A 17,683-nucleotide genomic window follows, 5' to 3' on the forward strand; every position below is an offset into this window, starting at 1 on the left:
GCGACAGCACCGGCAGTACAAAAAGGAACGGAGATCCCGAATGGCGGCACCACAAACAGTGAGTCCTAAAAGCTTTGCTGAACAACTGAATCGACTGTTCGACACCATCTACCCGCCGGGACGTGACGCGTACACCAGCATGGAGCTGGTCGAGTGGGCGGCGAGCCGGGGTCTTCGACTCTCGGCGCCGTACTTGTCGCAGCTTCGCACAGGTGCGCGTAGCCGGCCGTCGGAGTCCACGGTCAAGCTGATCGCGGCCTTCTTCGGAATCAACAGTGAGTATTTCACCGACCCTGAGAGCCGGTACCGAGAGGCGCTCGACGCCGAACTCGACTGGCTTGAACTCGCCCACAACCCTGATGTTCGTCGGCTCACCTCGATGCTGGCCGATCTACCTGCTGCCGCGCGAGATCAGCTGATGTCCGCCGCCGGAATCTAGTCCTTCGCGCCAGCCAACCACGCTTCATCCCCGACACACTGTTAGGAGAACTGATGTCCACCAATGTATCTCGGCTCGCCGCTACCGTCATTGCCGCAGCAACAGTCACCGCACTGACCACCGCAGCCGCCGTTGCGGAACCGCCCGCCCCGCCACGCCTGGTCGACGCGCAAGTAAACCTCGCCGCGTCGACCGGCCTGTATCCGATCGGGCCAATTCCGCAGGCATTCCGCAGCCTGGGTATGGGCACCGCGCAGGACTTCATGAACGGACTGGCCGGTCTGGCGCAGCTCATCCCCGGTGACGCCGGGCAAGGCCTCAAGCGCACCGTGGAAGACGTGGCCGCCCTGCTCGTCGCCCTGCAAACCGGCATCAACCTGCCCATCCTGGGCAACATCGCGATCCCCGAGATTGCCGTCCCACCGCTGGGGCCGGCCGGGACCATCGACCAGATCAACACGTTGCAGTGGTCCACCGCCACCCAAGCCACACTGTCAGCAGTGAAGACGGCGCTCGCCGCCGGAGATGCCGCCGCGGTGATCATCGGATTGCTGGGCGATCTGACCGGTATCGACACCGACATCCTCGAAACCCTCATCGGCGAACTACCGTTGAATGTGCCCGGGGCCTGGGATGGTCCGTTCTTCTCCGACGCCGGCAAGCTGGCGATCGTGCCCGCCATCGGTTTAGGCGGTACCAACTTCGCTTTGGCCTCTCCGACACTGCTGAACGACCCAGCGTTCGCCAAGACCGCGATCCTCGCGATTGCGGTGCGCAACCCCTCGCGGACCGGGGGCGGAATTCTCTCACTACTCAACCCGTTGTCCTCCACAGTCGGGCTGAACCTGTCGAACGCTGACGGAACCGCGTCGCACAAGAGCACTAATGGCTTCGGCATCCCCATCACCGTCATGGACGGCAATGTCACGGTGTGGGACTTCGGGGCCGCCTACGACATCATCTCCGATGCACCCTCGACCCTGCTCAACCCACTGGCATGGCTCAACACCGGCGTCGGCGTGGTTGCCCCGACCTACCTGCTTCCCCCCAACGTCGATGCGTTCTTCAACGTGATCAGCGACATCACCGGCGGCAGCGTGGGCGCTGGCACCATCAACGGGCTGCTCGACACCCTGGACGTGATGAGCTTGCTGCACGTCGACGTCGGCGCCGACGGAAACCTCTACGTCACCTATGATTCGGGGCGGCTGCCGCTACTCGAACCCATCCAGTTCATCCCACGCACTCTGAGCTACCTGCCAGGATTCGGCTTCTCCACCACGCTGTCGGACTCGTTCGCCGATGTGCTGACCCAGCTGGTCGCCCAGGGGTATCACGACGTCACAATGACCACCGACGCCGACGGCGTGGCCACGTTCACCCGGGGCTGGGACAAGGCCGGAACCCAGGCAAAGTTTTGGCAGAACCCGGTCAGTTGGCAGATGGGCCTGGAGACTCCGCAAACCGTGTTCAACTCGGTCATCACCGGTCTGCAGACCAATCTTCTTAACCCCGCCAAAGGTGAGTTCACGGTCTTCGGCAATTCCGAGATCGGCAATCTGCTCTATCGCAATGCCGTCAGTGTGGCTGTCGCACAGGGGCTGTCGCAGGCTCTGGAGCACGTACGGGACCAGCTCAACCCGGTGATGAACGACATGCAAGCTGCCTTGCAGCCGCTCGCCAGGGCGCTCGATGATGTGACCGCGCAGCTGAACCGGGTGGTCGATGATGTGTTGGGCGCGGCAACAGACCTCGGTGTGGACCTCAACGGGCCAATGCTCGGCACCAACAGGCTCGTCAACCAGGTCGGGGACGGTCTCAACAACGGCGTACGCGGTCTGTTCGGGCTCAAGCCGATCACTTCGCCGCCAGCGCTGGAATCGACCAACGACAGCTCACAGCAGAGAGCAACGGCGATATCCACCACGACAGTCCAGTCTCCCGCGATCACCGACACCCCGGCGGCAAACAGCACGACGATCACACTGGAGACCCCACCCGAGACCACGGTGCCCGAACCCACAGCGACTGCCGAACGGGTGAGCAGCCCCGACCCGGCTGAGGATGCCCAGCGACCAGCGCCCACCACCAACGGCAATCAGATCGCGGGTCGGACAAACGAGACCGCCGATGACGACGAGAAGCCGACCACCACATCTGGGTCCGAGGAGTCCGCGGCCGCAACACCGAAACCAGCAGCCAAGCAGGGAAGCCGGGACCGGCAGGACCGCCCGGACGACGAGGCCGGCGTATCGCCAGGTAGGTCCGACGCGCCCTCGGCCGACCGTGCTGGCAATACGAGCAACCGCATCGAGCGACGTAGTGATCGCGGTAGCAACACCCCAAGGGGATCGGTCCGCCCAGATGGTGCCAGCGACGGGTCGAAAACTGCTCGCTCTGACGCCACCGCGGCCGGTGACTCGCGTTCTGAGGCACGAGGCCGCTCTGCTCCTGCTTCTTCGCAGGACTAATTACCGGGCGGCTACAGGCTGAGGCCGTGGCCGGGGGGAGCGAGGGACTGGGCCCACCGGCGTTCTTGATCAGTGACCTGCTCTGTCGACCGAGGTTCTACGGAGTCCAACAGCAGCGCGGTGAGGCGGCCGTACTGCCCGGTGCTGTGCCCGTGGTAGCGGGCACCGATGAACTCTTCCCGACGTGCGAGCAGCTGCACGCCATCGAGGGCGTAGCCGTATTTGCGGCATACGGTGGCCATCAGCATGGTTTGGCTGCGCGTGTTGCCTTCACGAAAGGGATGGACCTGATCGAGTTGTCCCCAGTGCCGGGCGATCGTCGGGATAAACGCTTGTGGGGCAAGGTTTACGGGGTCACTCAATGCGTGCTGGAGTTGGGAAAATACAGCTGTGGCTTGTTCGTCCACGAGACGCCCTGCTGGGTAGCGGTAGGTGACCCATGGGGCGGACCGGTCGTCTGGAGCGAAGTTGACGACATCGCGCCACTGCTTTGCCATCGCGTTCTCCGGAACAAGTCGCGTGGTTCCGGCCCACGCGTACACGTCCTGGAAGATGCGGTAATGCACGCGGCGGTAGTAATCGAGGTCGACGGTCTCGGGAAGCGCGGAGGGGTCATCGAGGATGATGCCGCGCATGCGGGGCGCGACGGCATGCGCTTCTGCAACCGCTAGGTCGGGGTAGTTCTTGATGCCGAATTTGTTCTTGAGTACACCTGGCGCATCAGGCCAGAAGTAGCTATCCCACGTGTCGTAGGACGTCACCTGTCACTGAATCCCGGCTGTGTGAAGCGGGCGACCACCTCAGCGGCAGCTTGATCTTCGTTGAGTTCACCACGGTCCATACGGGCCAGGAGGTCGCGAACAGAGTCGCTGTCGGGGAACCCGGCGAGGCCGGCGGCGGCGATGGCCAGAGATGATGCCTCCTCTGGGGTGTAGGTCACCGGTCGGCGCTGGAGCTGGCTCATGAGAGGCATTGTAGTTTCTTTCGTTTCGATGGGTTGCGTCAACAGAAAACGTGGGAGTGCAGGTTCTACGAGGCAGTCCAGCCTGGGATGGGCGGGTATCGAGGCGATCCTGAGCCCGGCCTACCTTCCCGAAGTGAGCCAAGCAGCTGCATGGGTCGCCGCCCCCATGCCCGCTGGCGTGAGCGTGTAAGCGATAGGTACGTCGCAGTGGTCCTCGTTGAGGCAGTAGGCGATCGGGGAGTCGTCAGAAGCGCTGGAGTTCATGCGGGGCATCACCTCTCGTGTCGGAGATTGGGCTCACGGCCGTAAGTAACGGTGGTCTATAGCCTATCAGCAATGGTAGGCTATAGACCACCCTAGCGGAGAGCTGATCTACGAATGATTGTCTGTGCCACACCAGAATTGGAACTAACCGGCCTGCACGCTTCGCGCCCACCGTCGGTGGTCGTGTCCTACGGCCTCGGCCTGGATTCAACGTGCCTGCTGTTGCGGTGGCTGCGGGAACCCTCGACCCGTGACTTCGCCGTGGAGGACATGGTGGTGGTCACGGCGATGGTGGGAGACGAGTTCAGCTCTACTGCGGTCGCGGTGGAGTCCCTGATGCTGCCGCTGTTTCGAGAGTTTGGCGTCCGCTACGTCCAGTGCGCCCGGGACCAGCGGGTGACAACGGCGGGCGGTGAAGGTGTTGTCGTGCTGGATGACTCGACGGATCCGCAGAAACTGTATGCAGAGGGCGCATACCGGCTGTCCGATGAGATGCTTTCTGCTGGCACGCTGCCACAGCTCGGGGGAGCTCGGAAGTGCAGTATGCATGCCAAAGGGTGGGCCTTGGACCCGGTGATTGCGAAACTCACAGCGGGGCAACCGTATCGGCATGTCATTGGGTTCGAGTCCGGTGAGCAGGGTCGAGCCGAGAAGGACCGTAGGTACAACACCACACAGCGCACCGGTTGGTATCCGTTGATAGAGGCAGGATTTGACCGACAAGCCTGCCATGACTACGTATCCGCCAATCTCGGTGTGGCGTGGGAGAAGTCGTGCTGTTCGTACTGTGTTTTTGCCCTGACGAGTGCCCGTGGGCGGGCCGCAATGGTTGGGCGGTACCGTCAGGAGCCGGCGGCCGGGGCGCGGGCGATGCTCATCGAAGCGACAGCGCGGCGGCTCAACGAACGTCAGACGTTGATAGCGGGTAGCAGTGTGGCGCAGATGGTCCAGGAGGCGGGCTTGACCGCTGTTGAAGACGAATTTCGGCGGGTCTTCACCGAGTCGGGTTTCGCGGTGTACGACGTCCGTCGTGTCACACCGGCGGGCGTGGGCGGTCGGCGGGGCGTGACGGCGCGGTCTGTGCGCAGGCTCGCTATGGGGCCTGAGGATGCCATGGATGCATACCTTGCGAACAGCCCAGGGCAGCGGATCGTGGGATCTGGCGGTATCGTGCGTCATCACCTGCCCGCCGGGCCGGGTTGTGAGCACTTCCGGGTGGTCGCGCCCGCCGTGGTAGAGGACAAGCAGCGCAAAGGATTTGACCGTATGTGGGCGAACGTCAATAGCGACTCGCTATTCTGAGCAGATAGCAGTGTGCCTGCGCGGTCGAGTCCCCCGTCGGCCAGAGACGCGGGCGCACTGCTATCCCGCTGTCGAACTGACCCGAGATGATGGGCTCAGCGGCTTCGTGGCGGCGAGTGGGGGATTCAGATCCTACGAATTCTTGGTGGTGGTTAGTTGCTGCGCAGAATGTCGGTGACGCGGTGTTGCACAGCCGTCCACTCCTCGGGTGAGAGCGCGGCGATCTCCGGGGTCCACCCGGCCTGGGGGTCGATGTGATGGCGCAGCTCGGTGAAGCAGGCGATCGGCGGCAGCGCACCAGTAGCGCTCAGTGTGCGGATGCGGGCAACAACGTCGTGGGCGTGGCGGTCGATGTGAAGCCAGTAGGTTGCCGGTCGGTGGGTGACCGCCGCCAGGTCGTCGTGTCGCACGTGGTGCCAGCTCAGGTAGGTCAGGCCGTTGGTCAGTCGTACGCGTGCGACGGGCTGTTGATCGTCGGCGCTGATGGCGTGGAACGGTCGGACGGCCGCTACGTAGGGAGCCGCGGCGGGAGGTGACTGGGCGCTTCGGCCTGGTGGGGAAGAGTCGAACGGTTCCATGCGGTGATGCCCTCCCTGGAGTCGCCGGTGGTTAGGAGTCGTGCGCCGGCATGCCCATGGCCTGCTCGATGCCTCTGGTGAGCGCAGCGACGGTGGTCTGCAACGGGGGCGCGATCTTGGCCAGAAAGACCACGGTGGGTGTGCGTTCGCCGGCTTCCACGCCGCGCAGGAAGATACGGTCGACACTGGCCTGGTCACTGAGTGCGCGTTGAGACAAGCCAAGGGTCTCGCGTCGCTGCGCGATGTTGCGGCCGACGACTGGCATGATCCGTGCCAGCAGCGCACGGTCGGCCTGCGCTTGCAACTCGCGAGCGGCCAGGCCGGCGCGCTTGCGTTCCTCAGCGGTGGTGGCAACGGCCTTGGTTGCAGACATGGACGGCGGTCCTTTCACGTGCGGTTTCACCACCGCGACTTCTTGCCGATAGCGTACTCGCGGTGGTGGGTGAAAGGCCACCAGCGGGCGTGGGTGAGTCACAGTGCTCACCACCTGTGGCTGGCGGGTTGTACCGCGGGTACCGTGTCGTCACGGACCGGAAATGGGCTGGCTTGCAACGGCGCTCGGTCATACGCTGGTGCGTATCGACCGTCACGGTCGTAGCCCCAGACGTCGAATCCGCGCCCGTCAAATTGGTGGATTGCCGCCGCACCAGCGCACGTCATTTCGGCGCGGCAGGCCAGGCCGTTGCGATCGACCCATTCGAGGTCGGGGCTGGTCTCGGAGATCACCCGGTCAACGATGGCTGTCTCGTCGGGCTCCAGCGGTCTGGACCGGGCGTCGACCTCTCCGAGATACCAGTGGGTGCGGTCCTGCCATTGCCGGTCGTGCTGGCGGTCGCCGTGGGCCTCGATGGCTGCACGTTTCGTGGTGTAGCGGGTGGCGGTTCGTGGCGTCCCGTGCACGTCGACTATGGCCCAGCAGCGGTCGGACTTCTTGGCTACGGTCCACGTCGTGGGCGGGTTTTCCAGGTGGTCGCGTAGCGACTTTTCGAACGCGTTGAGCTGGCTGGTGCGGATGCGTGCATGGAGGGCATCCGTGTGTTCGGCCGGGGCAGGCTGAGTGTCCATGGAGTGCAGTCCTTTCCTCGGATGCTGTGGGGATCAACAGCTTTCGCTAAGTGGATGGGTATAGACTACCACCTTTCGGATGGTTGTAGCCGCCCGATACCGTGTCCGTGAGGGTTAGGCGGGGCAGGTCTCAGGTGACCACAAGCCGCGGGCCTCGTCGGCGGCGGCGAACTCGGCGGCCTGGAATTCCGCCTGGTAGCGGTGCGGTGTGTTGAAGGTGTACTCGTTGGCGTAGCCGCCGGCAATGAGGTCTAGGTTGACCAGTTGCCCGGCGGTCGTCCAGACATACGCCAGGCCGCGGCCGTAGCGGTCGATGCGGTCTTGGCTGGGATCGTATTCGAGGTAAACCGACTGGCCGGTGAGCATCGCCTTGGTGTACTCGGAGGCCTCACGCGAGAAGCATTGAACCGGCTTGCGCGGATCAACGAGTTCAGGTGTGTCGACGCCAATCAGGCGGATAGTCGTTGGCGTACCGTCGATTTCGACCACGATGGTATCACCGTCGATGACACGTACTACAGGAAAGGGACCGTCGATCACATCGGTGGCCGGCATCGGCGGATAGGTGGCGGAAGTGGCAGTGTTCGCCGTCCACGATGAAGGGCTGTGACATCCGGCGAGGGTTATCGCGGCCGCGCCCAGGAGTGCAGCGAGTACGCGGCCGGAGGCAGATAGGGCGGTCATGAGGGTATGGTGGCCGTTCCTTACGACGGAATCCAGCGGATAGGCCAGGCGGTCAATCATGTTCTCTCCTAGTACGTCTATCGGGCGGTGGTCTTGTTGAGACTGGAGACTTTCAGCGACACGTAATACACCGGCTGCGGTCCTCGGATGGCTGGCAGTCATCGCCCCACTCGTCCTCGCTGTGCAACCCCTCCATGCGGTCTGCGCATCCCCCACAGCACCCGGCCCAGCCCTGCCCGTCATCAAGGGATTCGCGACACCCTTCATCGAACGGGTCGCGGCACGCAGCATCGTCGTCACTGATGTCGAATCCGTCGATGATCGTTGCTATGGCATCAGGGATCGATGACTGGGGGATCGCCACGGAAAGGCGTTCGAGCTGCCCTGACGTGAGCCGGAAACCTGCCCAGTCGTCGGCTTGTTCAAGTGTAATCAATTGCAGGACCGCTATATCCGGTGTACTCATAAGAATTAGTGTAGTCGATTAATAGTGGCGTGGGAACACGTTTTCGACACCATCTCCAAGGGCAGAGTAGGAAACTCGGCGCGGCCCGATCCGTTTGCGCCGACGCCACTTCTGCTGACTGCTGCAGGAGGTATGCTCGGAAGCGTGGCCGTGGTGCTTCATAGTTTGCGGGGGTTTCCCCATACTGATATTGCCGCGCGGCTACCGCTGGAGCTGTCGGTTGCCGGACGGTTGCGCTCGAATCTGCCGGGTCGGTTCTGGTTGTGTCGAGTAGCGGCCGAGATGTGGTGCAGGCTGGACGAATCCACGGAGCGGGGCCATATTAGTGAAGCCCTCTTGTCCGAGGATGGGAGTTCGTTGTGCGTGAGCGCACTGGTGGTGACCCCAGCGGCCAGCAATCAGGTTCTACAGTCCGGGATTGAGAACCTTGGCGTGCACGCTGCGGTGGTCCTCGACCCGGCAGTGGGCGAGTCAGGGGTGTTCAACGCCGCGCAGGTCGGTTACCTCGGGTGCGGGCTGTTGGACGACGCGGCACGAGTGGCAGCTCGGGTCTGAGGCAGCGCTGCCGCTGGTCAGGAGTGGCTGGACCACCAGGTGTAGAGCTGTTGCAGGGTTGGCGTCTGGGGTGTGTCGGCGCGGATTGTTGCCAGGACGAGCGTCGATGTGGTGGTCCAGGCGACCATCGGTTGGCTGGCCTGGTTGGTGCCGCACAGTAGGGTTCCGGCGATGATTTCGGGGTTGGCGTTGCGGCGCCACGCGCCCGGGGACTGGTAGCCGCCGTCGGCCCCTGGGCACACCTGCGCGGTGGTGGAGGTGGTGACGTCGGTAAATGCGGCATTGAGGTCTGCGGTGGCGTCATAGAGCGTGTAGTGCGCGGTCGTTGCCTCGGCGATGGCGGGGTGTGGCCCGCAGCGCACGCCAGCGATGGCCGGTGGCGGCTCAGTGGTCGCCGTGCAGTCCGATGGTCGATATCCAGGTGGCAGGTTGCGGCGCAGCAGTTCCGCTGCGGCTGTCGTGGTGTCATCGGAGGCGGTCGGGGCGTTCGTGGCCTCCGGCGGCTCGGGTGAGGGCCACAGCAGGATCACCCACAGCACGACCGCGATGGTGGCAACGACGGCGAAGATCGACCACAGGATCACCAGGGGGCGCTGCATTCGCGGTGGGCGTCGGATCGGTGTGATCGCGGTTGTTGGGTCGAAGCTCGCGCCCCGGTCTGATGTCTGGGAGCTGACGGATTCGCTGCGGGCGGTACCGCTGGCAGCGAGGTCGGTGGCCGGCGGCGCATACGGGTGTGGGTCATCGGCGGCAGACCAGGTGAAGAACTCGGTGAGGTCGGGAAGTGGTGCTGTGGGTGCGTCGTCGGAGGTGGGTCTCATGAGGGCTCGATTCGGTGGGCGTGAGTGCCAGCTTCCACGCATGCTCGCTTGAGGAGGTCGGCCACGTCCGTGTCGCCGCGCCGACGAAGGATGTCCTCGGGGCTTGACTGCGGGTTGTCCAGTGCGGCGGTCATGGCAGCGTACGGGTCTCGTGTATCGCGGCCGGTGAGTTGGGCGAGTTGTTCGGTGGCCGGTGCTCTCGTGTCGAGTGTGGCGATCGTGTACGTGCGGCGGTGGGTGTTGAAGGTGAGGATCAGCGTGTCCCCGACAGCGGCGTTGAGCTGTTGGGCGTGGGTGCGCAGCGAGCCGATGCGTGCGTTGTTGCTCGCGTTGGTCACCCAGGTGACGGTGATGGGTCTGTGGTCGGGATTGGTGAAGCTCTGCTGGCCGCCGAGGGCGATGTGCGCGGCCCGCGCGACGGACACGGCAATGCTGCGTCCGGATCCGCGCTGCAGTTCCGGGGTGACGGGGAGGGCAAGCCGGATGACTTGGGTGTTGGTGCGATACACACCCCGGGCCTGGTTGAGGGGTCTGCTTGCCGGGGCGGGGTCGGCGGCGGTGCGCCGGCGGCTGTGGCCATCTCGGGTGATGTATCGGGGTGTGGCGAGGTAGGTGCGCAGCGATCGTGCGCTGATGTCGGGGTATGTGGCCTGGAGGTCGTTGAGCAGCTCAGTGGTACGGACACGACCGCCATGGGCATCGATGTAGCGGGCGATGGCCTCGTTGATGCTGGTGTACTCGGGTAGCTCCCATACGCGCAGCGCCCAGGTGGTGCGGCTGGCCCGTGCGAACTCCTTGTGGTCTGAGAGCACGGTGGCCACCGAGCCGGGTGAGACAGCAAGGCCGATATCGGCACGCACCTCTTCGATGGTCAGTGGCCGTTGGTGGGCGTGCAGGACCGCGGCCGCCATCTTGGCTGTGGTTGCGGCGGTGTGGGTGATGCGGTGGCCCGCGATCGTGCTGTGGCGGTAGGTCTGGGTGAGGTAGGTGTCGATCGCGTCAGGGTGCATCCCCGCGGCCGCCAAGAGGGCAGTCAGTTCGGTAGTCCGCAGCGCTCCCGCACCCGCGGTCAAGGCGTGTCCGGCGGTAGTGTCGATGTGTTCGCGGCCGCGTGTTCCGGTGTTTTCGAGCCAGTGCAGGTGGCGACGGTAGGGACCGGCGGTATGCAACAGTAACGCTGCGGTGTCGCAGGTCAGTGTCTGACCGGTCTGGGCGAGTTCAGCGGCGGCCACCTGGGCCGGTAGGTAGGGGCCGAGTCGCTGGGCGATCCGCTCGGCGTGACGGTGCAGGGCCTCGTGTTCGGGGTGGGTAAGCAGGCCGGCGAGTTTGCGTTCGGCGCGGCGGGTCCCGCGCGACACGCTGGCTTTGGCGCAGCCGAGGATCGCTGCCACCTGGGCGGTGGGCGTGGGGTCCAGTGGAAACACTCGGGTAGTGAGGATGATGCGGGTCTCGGTGTCGAGCTGGTCGAGTAGCTTGGCGGCAGCCCCGACGGCGGTGTCTGGGTGGCTTGCTGTTGTGCTACGAATGGCGCGGCGGGCGGTATCGGTGATCGCGGCCAGGGCGCTGAGGCCGATGCCTGGTTGTGCGGTAAGGCTTTTCGAAGAGTGCGCACCGATATCTCGCCAGTAGCGATATACCTCGCTGTAGGCGGCCAGGCGTGGTGGGAGCTGGCTGTACGGGATCAGTTGATCAGCAATCACGTCGAAGTCCTCAATCAGCTCGCCCACCGGGCGCGACGAGTCTTCGACTATGGGTTCGATCATGCGGGAGCCTGGAGGTGCAGACCTACGATCGACGTTCGTGCGGTTCAGGCGTCCACCGCGTGGAGCGCCAGATACGCCGCAAGGCGGCTATCCACAGAAACCCGATCAGGATTAGCGTCGCGGCGATCATGACCGCTGGACTCCAGTTGCCTTTGAGCGTGCCTGCATACGCTATCGCCCATGCCGTAACGATCGCGAGGAAAACGAGCATTCCGATGCGGGTGTGGAGCCAGCGCTGGGTCCATCGTTCCGCTTGGTCCAACCCGCGCGTGATCGCATTACTAGCCATTGCCGGCACCCTTTCCTGTGGCGGTTGCGCTGCTCAGATCTCGTTGTCGCTGACGAATCCGCCGGCGAACGTCCATGGTCCCCATATTGGTGGGGTCGCTCGCTGCGGCATCCATGCGGATCACGGTGACCGTGTGGCCACCCTCAACCCAGGAATGGGTCGTGCTCACCTGCTCGATCAGCGGCGCAAACTCCTGCGCCTTTCGCTTCGTTTCAGCCTCACGGTCACCTCTAATGGCGCCGAAGTCATAAAGCGCCAGCGCGAGCCACCGTGCGGCGTGCTCTGCTCGCACCCATTCCTCGGCCGGGGTGTAGTAGCCGCCGGGATATCCCGGCCCCTCGATTTCAAAGGTCAGTAGTGATGTGGCTTCGTCGGTGCGCATTGTCGTGAGTGTCCTTGTCTCCGTTGGTGTGAGTCGCTGCGTCGGCCTTCGGCATGGCGAAGGAACGGGCGCGCTGGGGTTATCGACTGATCCGGGTGAGCCCGGCACGCCGTAGCAGTGTTTTCACTGCCTCGTGTTCGTCATAGAGGTAGGCCTTGGCCAGCAGGTCGTTGAACGTTCTCGCAACACCGGGGTCGTTGTCATCGACCGGGATGGTGAGCAAGACACCGGCATCGGCGCCGATGAGCAGGCTGTTGGCGACGAAGACGGCGGTGCGCTTGTTGCCGTCCTCAAACGGTTGTGCTTTGGCGAGGTTGATGAACAGGTCGAGTGCGTTTTCCTCGGCCTCAGGGCTGCGGGTCGCGTTGTCGAGCAGGATTTGGAGCTGGTCGTCGGTGACGGCTTCGGGGGAGTGCCGACCGTACGGTGTCGTGACGCCGATGGCCTGGTCCTGAGTGCGCAGCTGCCCGGGATGCAGGGCTCCGCTGCGGGTGATGGTGGCGTTGATGGCCCGCACGAATCCGGCGTCGATTCGATGGGAGGCGTGGTCGATCACGAATTGGGCCGCGTCGCGCAGATCTTCCAGCAGCGCTAGGTCCGCGCGTGAGGCAACGCCGTCAAGGCTGCCGGTCCGCAGGAAGTTCTCGGTGTCCAGACGGCCAGTGGACAGGCCGTCAAACACCCTGCCCGACGAATAGACCACGCCAGCAAGGTCAGTCACGGTAAGTCGACCCACGGCGCGGTCGTCTTGGTCGGCTGCGTTCATACCCTTTAGTGTAGTCGATTAATCAAGTAAGTGCATGAGAATTGCGTAGTCGATTATCATCGTCGTATGCCGTCTCCTGGAAGACCGCCTTTGGAGGCGGGGCAGCGCCGCAACGCCGTGGTGCCGGTGCGGTTCACCGAGGATGAGCGCGACATCATTGAGGCCGCTGCCGAGGCGGATGGACAGGCCGTGTCGGCGTGGGTTCGTGATCGCGCAGTTGCCGCGGCCCGCAGGCGGTCTCGGGGCCGACCAGAAGCCGATTAGCTGCACCTATCAACCACCTCGCAGCCGTTGGCTTCCTGTCTGACCGAGGGGGCCGTCACTGCGGGAACGAGGGCTGCGGACCGTCGAGTTCTGTACGTGCCGCGGTGATGTGGCCGACCGCTTCGTCAGTAAAGACGGCGGCTGCGTCGAGTTCAGAGGGTTGGGCGTCGTCGGCTTCGTTGATCAGGACGTACATGGCGAAAGTCCAGGCTTTACGGGCGTGGACGATCCTCAGCCGCGGCTGAGCCATGGCTCGCACCGATGCATGCAGGTGTGCGCGGGCTTCGCCGAGCCAGACGTTGGGCAGCTGATTCGGGATCATGTGTCCGCCTTCATGCAGCTTCCTGCGGGTAGGGGCGGTGCTACCCGCTGGGGGGCGTCGGGGCGGTGGCCCTCTTGCTCGTAGGACGTTTCCGGGTCGTCTTCTCGGCGCGGGCGGGGCTATCGCTACTGGAGGTCCCAGCCGTTTGTCGCGTGTGGGTGAGCGCGTCGTTGAGGGCTTGCACGCGTTCGTCTGCGTTGCGCTGCACCAGCGCGAGCTGCTGCGCGTGGGTAGCTTCGAGGCGTTCCCGTTCTGATCGTTGTTCGGCGCGTACACGATCAAGCTCGGCGGTGAGGGTGGACACGGTGGCACGCTCGGTCTCGGCTGCTCGTTGCATCGACTCGACTCGCGCGTGAGCTGTAGCGAGGTCGACGCGTAGTGCCGCGGCCTCGGCCGTGGCAGCGCGGGCTTCCTCGCGTGCAGTGTCGATCTGGCCGTGCAGGGCGGCCTGCTTTTCCTCGGAATCCGTTCGGGCTTGGTCGAGTTGATCGCGCAACTGAGCTGCGGTCAGCCGTTCACGCTCAGCCGATTCATTCGCCGCGGCCAGTGCTGCTTGGGCTGCGCTGGACTCAATGCGCGCGGCGTTCACGGCGTCGCGGGCAGCCTCGACGTGGCGGTCCCGTTCTTCGATTTGCTCATCGAACCGGGCGCGAGCATCGGCAAGGCTGGCTTCTGCCGCTGCAACAGCTGCGTCGGCCCGAGAGCGTAGTTCGGCCATGTCCGCCTCGGTAGTGGTGCGAAGTCGCTCCACCTCGGCAAGAGCTTCTTCAGCGAGCGCGTCGGCTTCCTCGCGTTCCTGACGAGCCTGCGCTGCTCGATCATCAGCGGCTCGTGCGGCCCGCTCCGCGGTGGTCGCGCGGCGTTCAGCGTCGGTGACTTTGGCAAGGGCGTCGCGGTGGGCATCCTCGACCTCAGCGCCGGCGGCTTCGACGTCACCGGCGGCGCGGATTCCGGCCAGAACGTCATCGAAATACTGGCGGAACTCAGACACCCGGTGAGGCAGCTCATCAAGACGCTGTTCGAGGGTCGCCCGCGCCATCGAGACAGGTGCCTCTACTTGCTCACCGTCGGTGGGCCGCGCCTCACCCGTGGAGGCCTCCGCGCGCCGCGCCTTCCACGCGTTCGCGCGGTTGTGGACCGGTCCGCCACTCTCGTCAGCCCGTTCGCAGTAGCGAGAAGGACGGCCAGTCGCCGGGTCCGGCCGCCTGGGACGAGAACAGCCCGGGTAGTGGCACCGGTCCAGCACCGGCGCCACGGCGTCGCTCGCTTCGGTCATGCCAGCCATCATAGCACTTTCGTAGCCTCTAAAGGAGACGAAACAAAAGACGTAACGTAACGAAACGAAACGAAAGTGAACGGTGACCACTGCGCCGTGCCAAACCCCGGTCAGCAGCCTTCGAGCAACAGGGGGACATGTTGGGGCGGCGTGCTGCCGGTCCGACCGCCCGGGATACCGGGGGAGGTCGGGGGGACGCGGCGCCAAAGGGGCCATCCCGCTGAGGCCGGTCCCGGCGGTGGAGGAGCGAGGGCTCTGTTTCAGGCCAGTGGGGGCGTAAGCGGGGCGCCGAGGCTCAGATCGGAGCCGCGGGTGGCCGGCTACAGGCGTAGGCGACCTTGATTGGGCCACCTGTGCCTGTGTCGCGTAGGGCGCGGAGGATATCGAGCTGCGCATCGATCGAATGGCCGGCGGCGGCGTCGGTGAGATAGCTCGCGGAAACACCGAAGAATTCGGCGATCGCGGTGAGTTCAGCGTGGCTGGTGGTAGCCCCACAGTCTGCGCGGAGCCGTTCCAAGGTGCTGGGGCTGAGGTGAACGGGTCCGCGGGCGGTGATGGCTTCCGCTGCCGCGGAGGTCGACATGGGTGGCGCGGCTCGCTTGTGCATGACGTCGAAGAGCCGGTTGATGCGGCGGGCCAGCTCGGGCGGATCGACGGGCGTGTGGTCGTCGCTGCGGCCCACGAGTGGCTGGCTCATCTCAGCGACTCTTCCATAGGGTTCGGTTGCGCGCCGAGACCCGCCGCGGGAGGTTTCGAGTTCTACGCTGCTCAGTGCGGGGGAGGTGCTGCGGTGGCCGCCGTCCGTGCTCGGGTGGCATCGCGGCGCAGGGCTTGGGTTAATGCGTCGTTGTCGGTCAGATCGGCGGCAGTGGTCAGGGTCCGCGCTATGCGGGCGAACAGCGCCGGGGGAGCGGCAAGGGGGCCTTGCGTGTGCTCGGCTTGAATCATGCCCGCGATGGAGAGCAGTTGTGCCGTCTCGCGTTGGCGCGCGGCTCGTTCTGCGGCGCTGGTGGCCGGCGTGCTCTGGTAGAACAGCAACGTCTCGGCCAGGCCGCTGATCAAGCGGCCGAACACCGACACGCTGATGTGCGCCGTCCGGGCAAGCGCGAAGAGATTCTCGCCCGGTTCCTCATCGGTGAACGAGGCAACGATGTCGTCGGCCAGACCATCAAGGGCGGCGTCATCGAGTAGGGGCTGGGCGGACCGCTCACTGACGCCTAGCTGGGTGGCCACGGTGGTGTGTCGTTCAGCAAGCAGCGTGCGGGCCGCCTCGTGGGAGAGCACCATGCCACGGTCACTGATGCGGGCAACAAGGACTGCCGCGCGTTCATCGAGCCAAGCCTGTTTGTCCGGCAACGCGTTCCGCCTTTCAGATTTCCCAGGGCAGGTACGACGCTAGTTGGCCCTTCGCCTGGCGGCGGGTAGGGACACAGCTCCACTCACGGGCGCATCCCGAAGAGGCCTTCACAGTCAGCGAGTGGATGGCTACTGGATCGGTGAGGTCCCTATCGCCGGGTCATAGGTGATGCGGACTCCGCGAGCGAGTTGTGTCGTGTCCTGATCCCAGCTCAGCGCTACGACCTTGCAGTTGGCGGTTCCGGTGCGGTCGAGGAACAACGCACTGGGTCGGTGGGCGACGGTCGCGCCGCGGTGACCGGTGAGTTTTCCGAAGCTGAAATAGAGTTCCACCCCTCCAACAGCGACAGAGCCGCCCCATAGCTCGCCGTCGATGTTTTCAAGCCCCACGGTGAGGGTCTGGTCCGGGTTGCTTTTCCGGCCTTGCTGGAGTCCTTTCGTGTAGAGACCCCAGTCCGTCGGCAAGCGTCCGTCCCGGAAAAGATACTGGGCCAGCATTGTTCGGTCTATGTCCGATCGAATCGGCGGCACGGTCGGGAAGGCGGCGGTAGCTCCCCAGATCATCTTCAGTAGCCACCGCTCAAGGTGTTCGCCGTGCACGAGATCAATGTGGTTGCCACCGAGATCGTTCTTACCGATCTGGTCGATGTAGAAGTCGTCCATCACCTTGAAGGCATGCGCGGCGTGTGCGTCAAGCGGCGATAGCGAGTTGTTGTGCCTCTCGCAGAGAATATTTGAGCCCAGCGTGCTGGGTGGCAGATGGTCGATACGGCCCTCCGGTTGCCAGGGTAGGCCGCCGATGCGGACCCTCTTTCCGTCGCTGGCATCGACCAGCACTCCTTTACTGATCCAGTGTTCGTTGGAGAGCTTGCCCTTACAGTCACTGGTGAGGGCCGCATAACACCCGCGGATCGATGAGCCGGTGAGCGGCCCGGACAGCAGCGGGTCGACCGGCGGTAGCTGCCAGCGGGACGTCTGCGCGTCGAAGTGACAGTCCGCCGACAAGCGTTGCGATCCGCACGGGCATGGCTCCGCAGCGCTGGGACCCAGACCCGCGCCACACGCAGTGAACGGAGCCGGACGCAGCGGAGGATCGAACGGGGTTACTCGCGGCATGGCAGAAGGGTAGTGGCGCGAGCGCGCGGTCACGCGTGACTTTTCGAACTCAGCGACGGCAAGCCTGGCCTGTCCGGCTTATGTGGCCCGGCCCTGGGGCGGCGGCGGGCCGGATCTACCGGCTGGCGTCCCGATCAGGGGTGATGGCGTTGGCGGGGCACCACTGGGTCATGGTCAGGCTGCCGGCCCCGTTGCCCGTGGGCACGGTACAGGTGACCAGCGCCAGCCAACCGCCACGGGTTGATTGGGCCCATGCGTGCAGACACCCAGATACTTGGCCGCGAAAAGCCAAGCCTTCCATCTTGATTCGCATCGACACTTCGTCTGACCGAAACTTGTCGGCAGGGTTGGCAATGAGGCCGCCAAGATCGACCAGCACAGCCCGGGGCGGCTCGACCACTTGGCGAGTTGGCGGGTCCATCCCGACCGGCCACGATTCGAACACCCGTGCGATAATACAGCGTGCGACTGGGAGGCGCGCCCAGCTGTAACCGCCAACTTGGTTGAGAATTCCGCAGCAATCCAGTGCCCCGCCAGATG

At 64.7% G+C, this 17,683-nt stretch carries 22 protein-coding genes; 5 read left to right on the plus strand and 17 right to left on the minus strand.

Translation table 11 applies throughout. The features are described from left to right. Nucleotides 1-40: 40 nt before the first annotated feature. Together KXD97_RS32140 and KXD97_RS32145 are read left to right on the plus strand one after the other, a co-directional pair. Entirely contained in the window at nt 41-439 is a 399-nt protein-coding gene (locus tag KXD97_RS32140) for a transcriptional regulator (protein ID WP_260758472.1), read from the plus strand. Nucleotides 440-492: 53 nt separating this feature from the next. Next, nucleotides 493-2,910: a PE-PPE domain-containing protein gene (locus KXD97_RS32145; protein WP_260758474.1), complete on the plus strand. Its 2,418-nt coding sequence runs from the start codon at nt 493-495 to the stop codon at nt 2,908-2,910. Nucleotides 2,911-2,921: 11 nt separating this feature from the next. Here the strand turns inward: KXD97_RS32145 and KXD97_RS32150 are convergent, their stop codons facing one another. Next, on the minus strand, nt 2,922-3,671 hold the full coding sequence (locus KXD97_RS32150; RefSeq protein WP_260758476.1) for a Fic family protein: 750 nt from the start codon (nt 3,669-3,671) through the stop codon (nt 2,922-2,924). Then, nucleotides 3,668-3,874 carry a hypothetical protein gene (locus KXD97_RS32155; protein WP_260758477.1) on the minus strand — a complete coding sequence of 69 codons (207 nt, stop codon included), beginning with the start codon at nt 3,872-3,874 and terminating at the stop codon, nt 3,668-3,670. Before KXD97_RS32155 ends, KXD97_RS32150 begins: the two co-directional genes overlap by 4 nt. 447 nt (nt 3,875-4,321) lie before the next feature. Between KXD97_RS32155 and KXD97_RS32160 the strand changes: the two genes are divergently transcribed. Then, nucleotides 4,322-5,440, plus strand: coding sequence for a hypothetical protein (locus tag KXD97_RS32160; RefSeq protein WP_260758479.1), 1,119 nt, complete (start codon nt 4,322-4,324; stop codon nt 5,438-5,440). Nucleotides 5,441-5,592: 152 nt separating this feature from the next. Here KXD97_RS32160 and KXD97_RS32165 read toward each other — a convergent pair whose 3' ends face one another. From KXD97_RS32165 to KXD97_RS32185, 5 genes are all read right to left on the minus strand, one after another. Then, the gene (locus tag KXD97_RS32165) at nt 5,593-6,018 is read right to left on the minus strand and encodes a hypothetical protein (protein WP_260758480.1); all 426 of its coding nucleotides are present in this window, start codon (nt 6,016-6,018) and stop codon (nt 5,593-5,595) included. A gap of 31 nt (nt 6,019-6,049) precedes the next feature. Then, nucleotides 6,050-6,391, minus strand: a complete 342-nt coding sequence (locus KXD97_RS32170; RefSeq protein ID WP_260758481.1) for a helix-turn-helix domain-containing protein — start codon at nt 6,389-6,391, stop codon at nt 6,050-6,052. Nucleotides 6,392-6,498: 107 nt separating this feature from the next. Beyond that, the gene (locus tag KXD97_RS32175; protein WP_260758483.1) at nt 6,499-7,083 is read right to left on the minus strand and encodes a hypothetical protein; all 585 of its coding nucleotides are present in this window, start codon (nt 7,081-7,083) and stop codon (nt 6,499-6,501) included. A gap of 114 nt (nt 7,084-7,197) precedes the next feature. After that, the gene (locus tag KXD97_RS32180) at nt 7,198-7,827 is read right to left on the minus strand and encodes a thermonuclease family protein (protein ID WP_260758485.1); all 630 of its coding nucleotides are present in this window, start codon (nt 7,825-7,827) and stop codon (nt 7,198-7,200) included. A 52-nt stretch (nt 7,828-7,879) separates the two neighbouring features. Then, a complete protein-coding gene (locus KXD97_RS32185) occupies nt 7,880-8,233 on the minus strand; it encodes a hypothetical protein (RefSeq protein ID WP_260758486.1) in 354 nt (117 codons plus the stop codon). Between the two features lie 144 nt (nt 8,234-8,377). Between KXD97_RS32185 and KXD97_RS32190 the strand changes: the two genes are divergently transcribed. Further along, the gene (locus KXD97_RS32190) at nt 8,378-8,788 is read left to right on the plus strand and encodes a hypothetical protein (RefSeq protein ID WP_260758487.1); all 411 of its coding nucleotides are present in this window, start codon (nt 8,378-8,380) and stop codon (nt 8,786-8,788) included. Nucleotides 8,789-8,805: 17 nt separating this feature from the next. Here KXD97_RS32190 and KXD97_RS32195 read toward each other — a convergent pair whose 3' ends face one another. The 4 genes from KXD97_RS32195 to KXD97_RS32210 all read right to left on the minus strand — a co-directional run bounded on the left by KXD97_RS32195 (nt 8,806) and on the right by KXD97_RS32210 (nt 12,764). Continuing rightward, nucleotides 8,806-9,609: a hypothetical protein gene (locus tag KXD97_RS32195; protein WP_260758488.1), complete on the minus strand. Its 804-nt coding sequence runs from the start codon at nt 9,607-9,609 to the stop codon at nt 8,806-8,808. After that, nucleotides 9,606-11,372: a hypothetical protein gene (locus tag KXD97_RS32200; RefSeq protein ID WP_260758490.1), complete on the minus strand. Its 1,767-nt coding sequence runs from the start codon at nt 11,370-11,372 to the stop codon at nt 9,606-9,608. The genes KXD97_RS32195 and KXD97_RS32200 overlap by 4 nt, the downstream gene beginning before the upstream one ends. A gap of 281 nt (nt 11,373-11,653) precedes the next feature. Then, nucleotides 11,654-12,043, minus strand: coding sequence for a hypothetical protein (locus KXD97_RS32205; protein ID WP_260758491.1), 390 nt, complete (start codon nt 12,041-12,043; stop codon nt 11,654-11,656). Nucleotides 12,044-12,122: 79 nt separating this feature from the next. Next, the gene (locus KXD97_RS32210) at nt 12,123-12,764 is read right to left on the minus strand and encodes a Fic family protein (RefSeq protein WP_260758493.1); all 642 of its coding nucleotides are present in this window, start codon (nt 12,762-12,764) and stop codon (nt 12,123-12,125) included. 111 nt (nt 12,765-12,875) lie between these two features. Between KXD97_RS32210 and KXD97_RS32215 the strand changes: the two genes are divergently transcribed. Further along, on the plus strand, nt 12,876-13,073 hold the full coding sequence (locus tag KXD97_RS32215; protein ID WP_260758495.1) for a plasmid mobilization protein: 198 nt from the start codon (nt 12,876-12,878) through the stop codon (nt 13,071-13,073). Nucleotides 13,074-13,128: 55 nt separating this feature from the next. On the opposite strand, the gene KXD97_RS32220 is transcribed toward KXD97_RS32215, so the two are convergent. The 6 genes from KXD97_RS32220 to KXD97_RS32245 form a co-directional block, all read right to left on the minus strand. Then, nucleotides 13,129-13,395, minus strand: coding sequence for a hypothetical protein (locus KXD97_RS32220; RefSeq protein WP_260758497.1), 267 nt, complete (start codon nt 13,393-13,395; stop codon nt 13,129-13,131). 40 nt (nt 13,396-13,435) lie between these two features. Next, nucleotides 13,436-14,761 (minus strand): hypothetical protein, encoded by a 1,326-nt coding sequence (locus KXD97_RS32225; protein ID WP_260758499.1) that lies wholly within the window; start codon nt 14,759-14,761, stop codon nt 13,436-13,438. Between the two features lie 205 nt (nt 14,762-14,966). Further along, nucleotides 14,967-15,368 (minus strand): hypothetical protein, encoded by a 402-nt coding sequence (locus KXD97_RS32230; protein WP_260758500.1) that lies wholly within the window; start codon nt 15,366-15,368, stop codon nt 14,967-14,969. 71 nt (nt 15,369-15,439) lie between these two features. Then, nucleotides 15,440-15,958 carry a hypothetical protein gene (locus tag KXD97_RS32235; RefSeq protein WP_260758502.1) on the minus strand — a complete coding sequence of 173 codons (519 nt, stop codon included), beginning with the start codon at nt 15,956-15,958 and terminating at the stop codon, nt 15,440-15,442. A gap of 198 nt (nt 15,959-16,156) precedes the next feature. Further along, the gene (locus KXD97_RS32240; protein WP_260758503.1) at nt 16,157-17,032 is read right to left on the minus strand and encodes a hypothetical protein; all 876 of its coding nucleotides are present in this window, start codon (nt 17,030-17,032) and stop codon (nt 16,157-16,159) included. A 226-nt stretch (nt 17,033-17,258) separates the two neighbouring features. Further along, nucleotides 17,259-17,588 carry a hypothetical protein gene (locus KXD97_RS32245; RefSeq protein ID WP_260758505.1) on the minus strand — a complete coding sequence of 110 codons (330 nt, stop codon included), beginning with the start codon at nt 17,586-17,588 and terminating at the stop codon, nt 17,259-17,261. Nucleotides 17,589-17,683: the final 95 nt, after the last annotated feature.

Origin of the sequence: Mycobacterium sp. SMC-8 (assembly GCF_025263565.1) — a bacterium.
In the GTDB taxonomy this organism is placed as follows: domain Bacteria; phylum Actinomycetota; class Actinomycetes; order Mycobacteriales; family Mycobacteriaceae; genus Mycobacterium.

Excerpts from the sequence above, each read along its gene's own strand:
- KXD97_RS32140 (WP_260758472.1), top strand. The coding sequence starts at position 41 with ATGGCGGCACCACAAACAGTGAGTCCTAAAAGCTTTGCTGAACAACTG.
- KXD97_RS32145 (WP_260758474.1), top strand. The coding sequence starts at position 493 with ATGTCCACCAATGTATCTCGGCTCGCCGCTACCGTCATTGCCGCAGCA.
- KXD97_RS32155 (WP_260758477.1), bottom strand. The coding sequence starts at position 3,874 with ATGAGCCAGCTCCAGCGCCGACCGGTGACCTACACCCCAGAGGAGGCA.
- KXD97_RS32165 (WP_260758480.1), bottom strand. The coding sequence starts at position 6,018 with ATGGAACCGTTCGACTCTTCCCCACCAGGCCGAAGCGCCCAGTCACCT.
- KXD97_RS32170 (WP_260758481.1), bottom strand. The coding sequence starts at position 6,391 with ATGTCTGCAACCAAGGCCGTTGCCACCACCGCTGAGGAACGCAAGCGC.
- KXD97_RS32175 (WP_260758483.1), bottom strand. The coding sequence starts at position 7,083 with ATGGACACTCAGCCTGCCCCGGCCGAACACACGGATGCCCTCCATGCA.
- KXD97_RS32180 (WP_260758485.1), bottom strand. The coding sequence starts at position 7,827 with ATGATTGACCGCCTGGCCTATCCGCTGGATTCCGTCGTAAGGAACGGC.
- KXD97_RS32185 (WP_260758486.1), bottom strand. The coding sequence starts at position 8,233 with ATGAGTACACCGGATATAGCGGTCCTGCAATTGATTACACTTGAACAA.
- KXD97_RS32195 (WP_260758488.1), bottom strand. The coding sequence starts at position 9,609 with ATGAGACCCACCTCCGACGACGCACCCACAGCACCACTTCCCGACCTC.
- KXD97_RS32200 (WP_260758490.1), bottom strand. The coding sequence starts at position 11,372 with ATGATCGAACCCATAGTCGAAGACTCGTCGCGCCCGGTGGGCGAGCTG.
- KXD97_RS32205 (WP_260758491.1), bottom strand. The coding sequence starts at position 12,043 with ATGCGCACCGACGAAGCCACATCACTACTGACCTTTGAAATCGAGGGG.
- KXD97_RS32215 (WP_260758495.1), top strand. The coding sequence starts at position 12,876 with ATGCCGTCTCCTGGAAGACCGCCTTTGGAGGCGGGGCAGCGCCGCAAC.
- KXD97_RS32220 (WP_260758497.1), bottom strand. The coding sequence starts at position 13,395 with ATGATCCCGAATCAGCTGCCCAACGTCTGGCTCGGCGAAGCCCGCGCA.
- KXD97_RS32230 (WP_260758500.1), bottom strand. The coding sequence starts at position 15,368 with ATGAGCCAGCCACTCGTGGGCCGCAGCGACGACCACACGCCCGTCGAT.
- KXD97_RS32235 (WP_260758502.1), bottom strand. The coding sequence starts at position 15,958 with ATGGTGCTCTCCCACGAGGCGGCCCGCACGCTGCTTGCTGAACGACAC.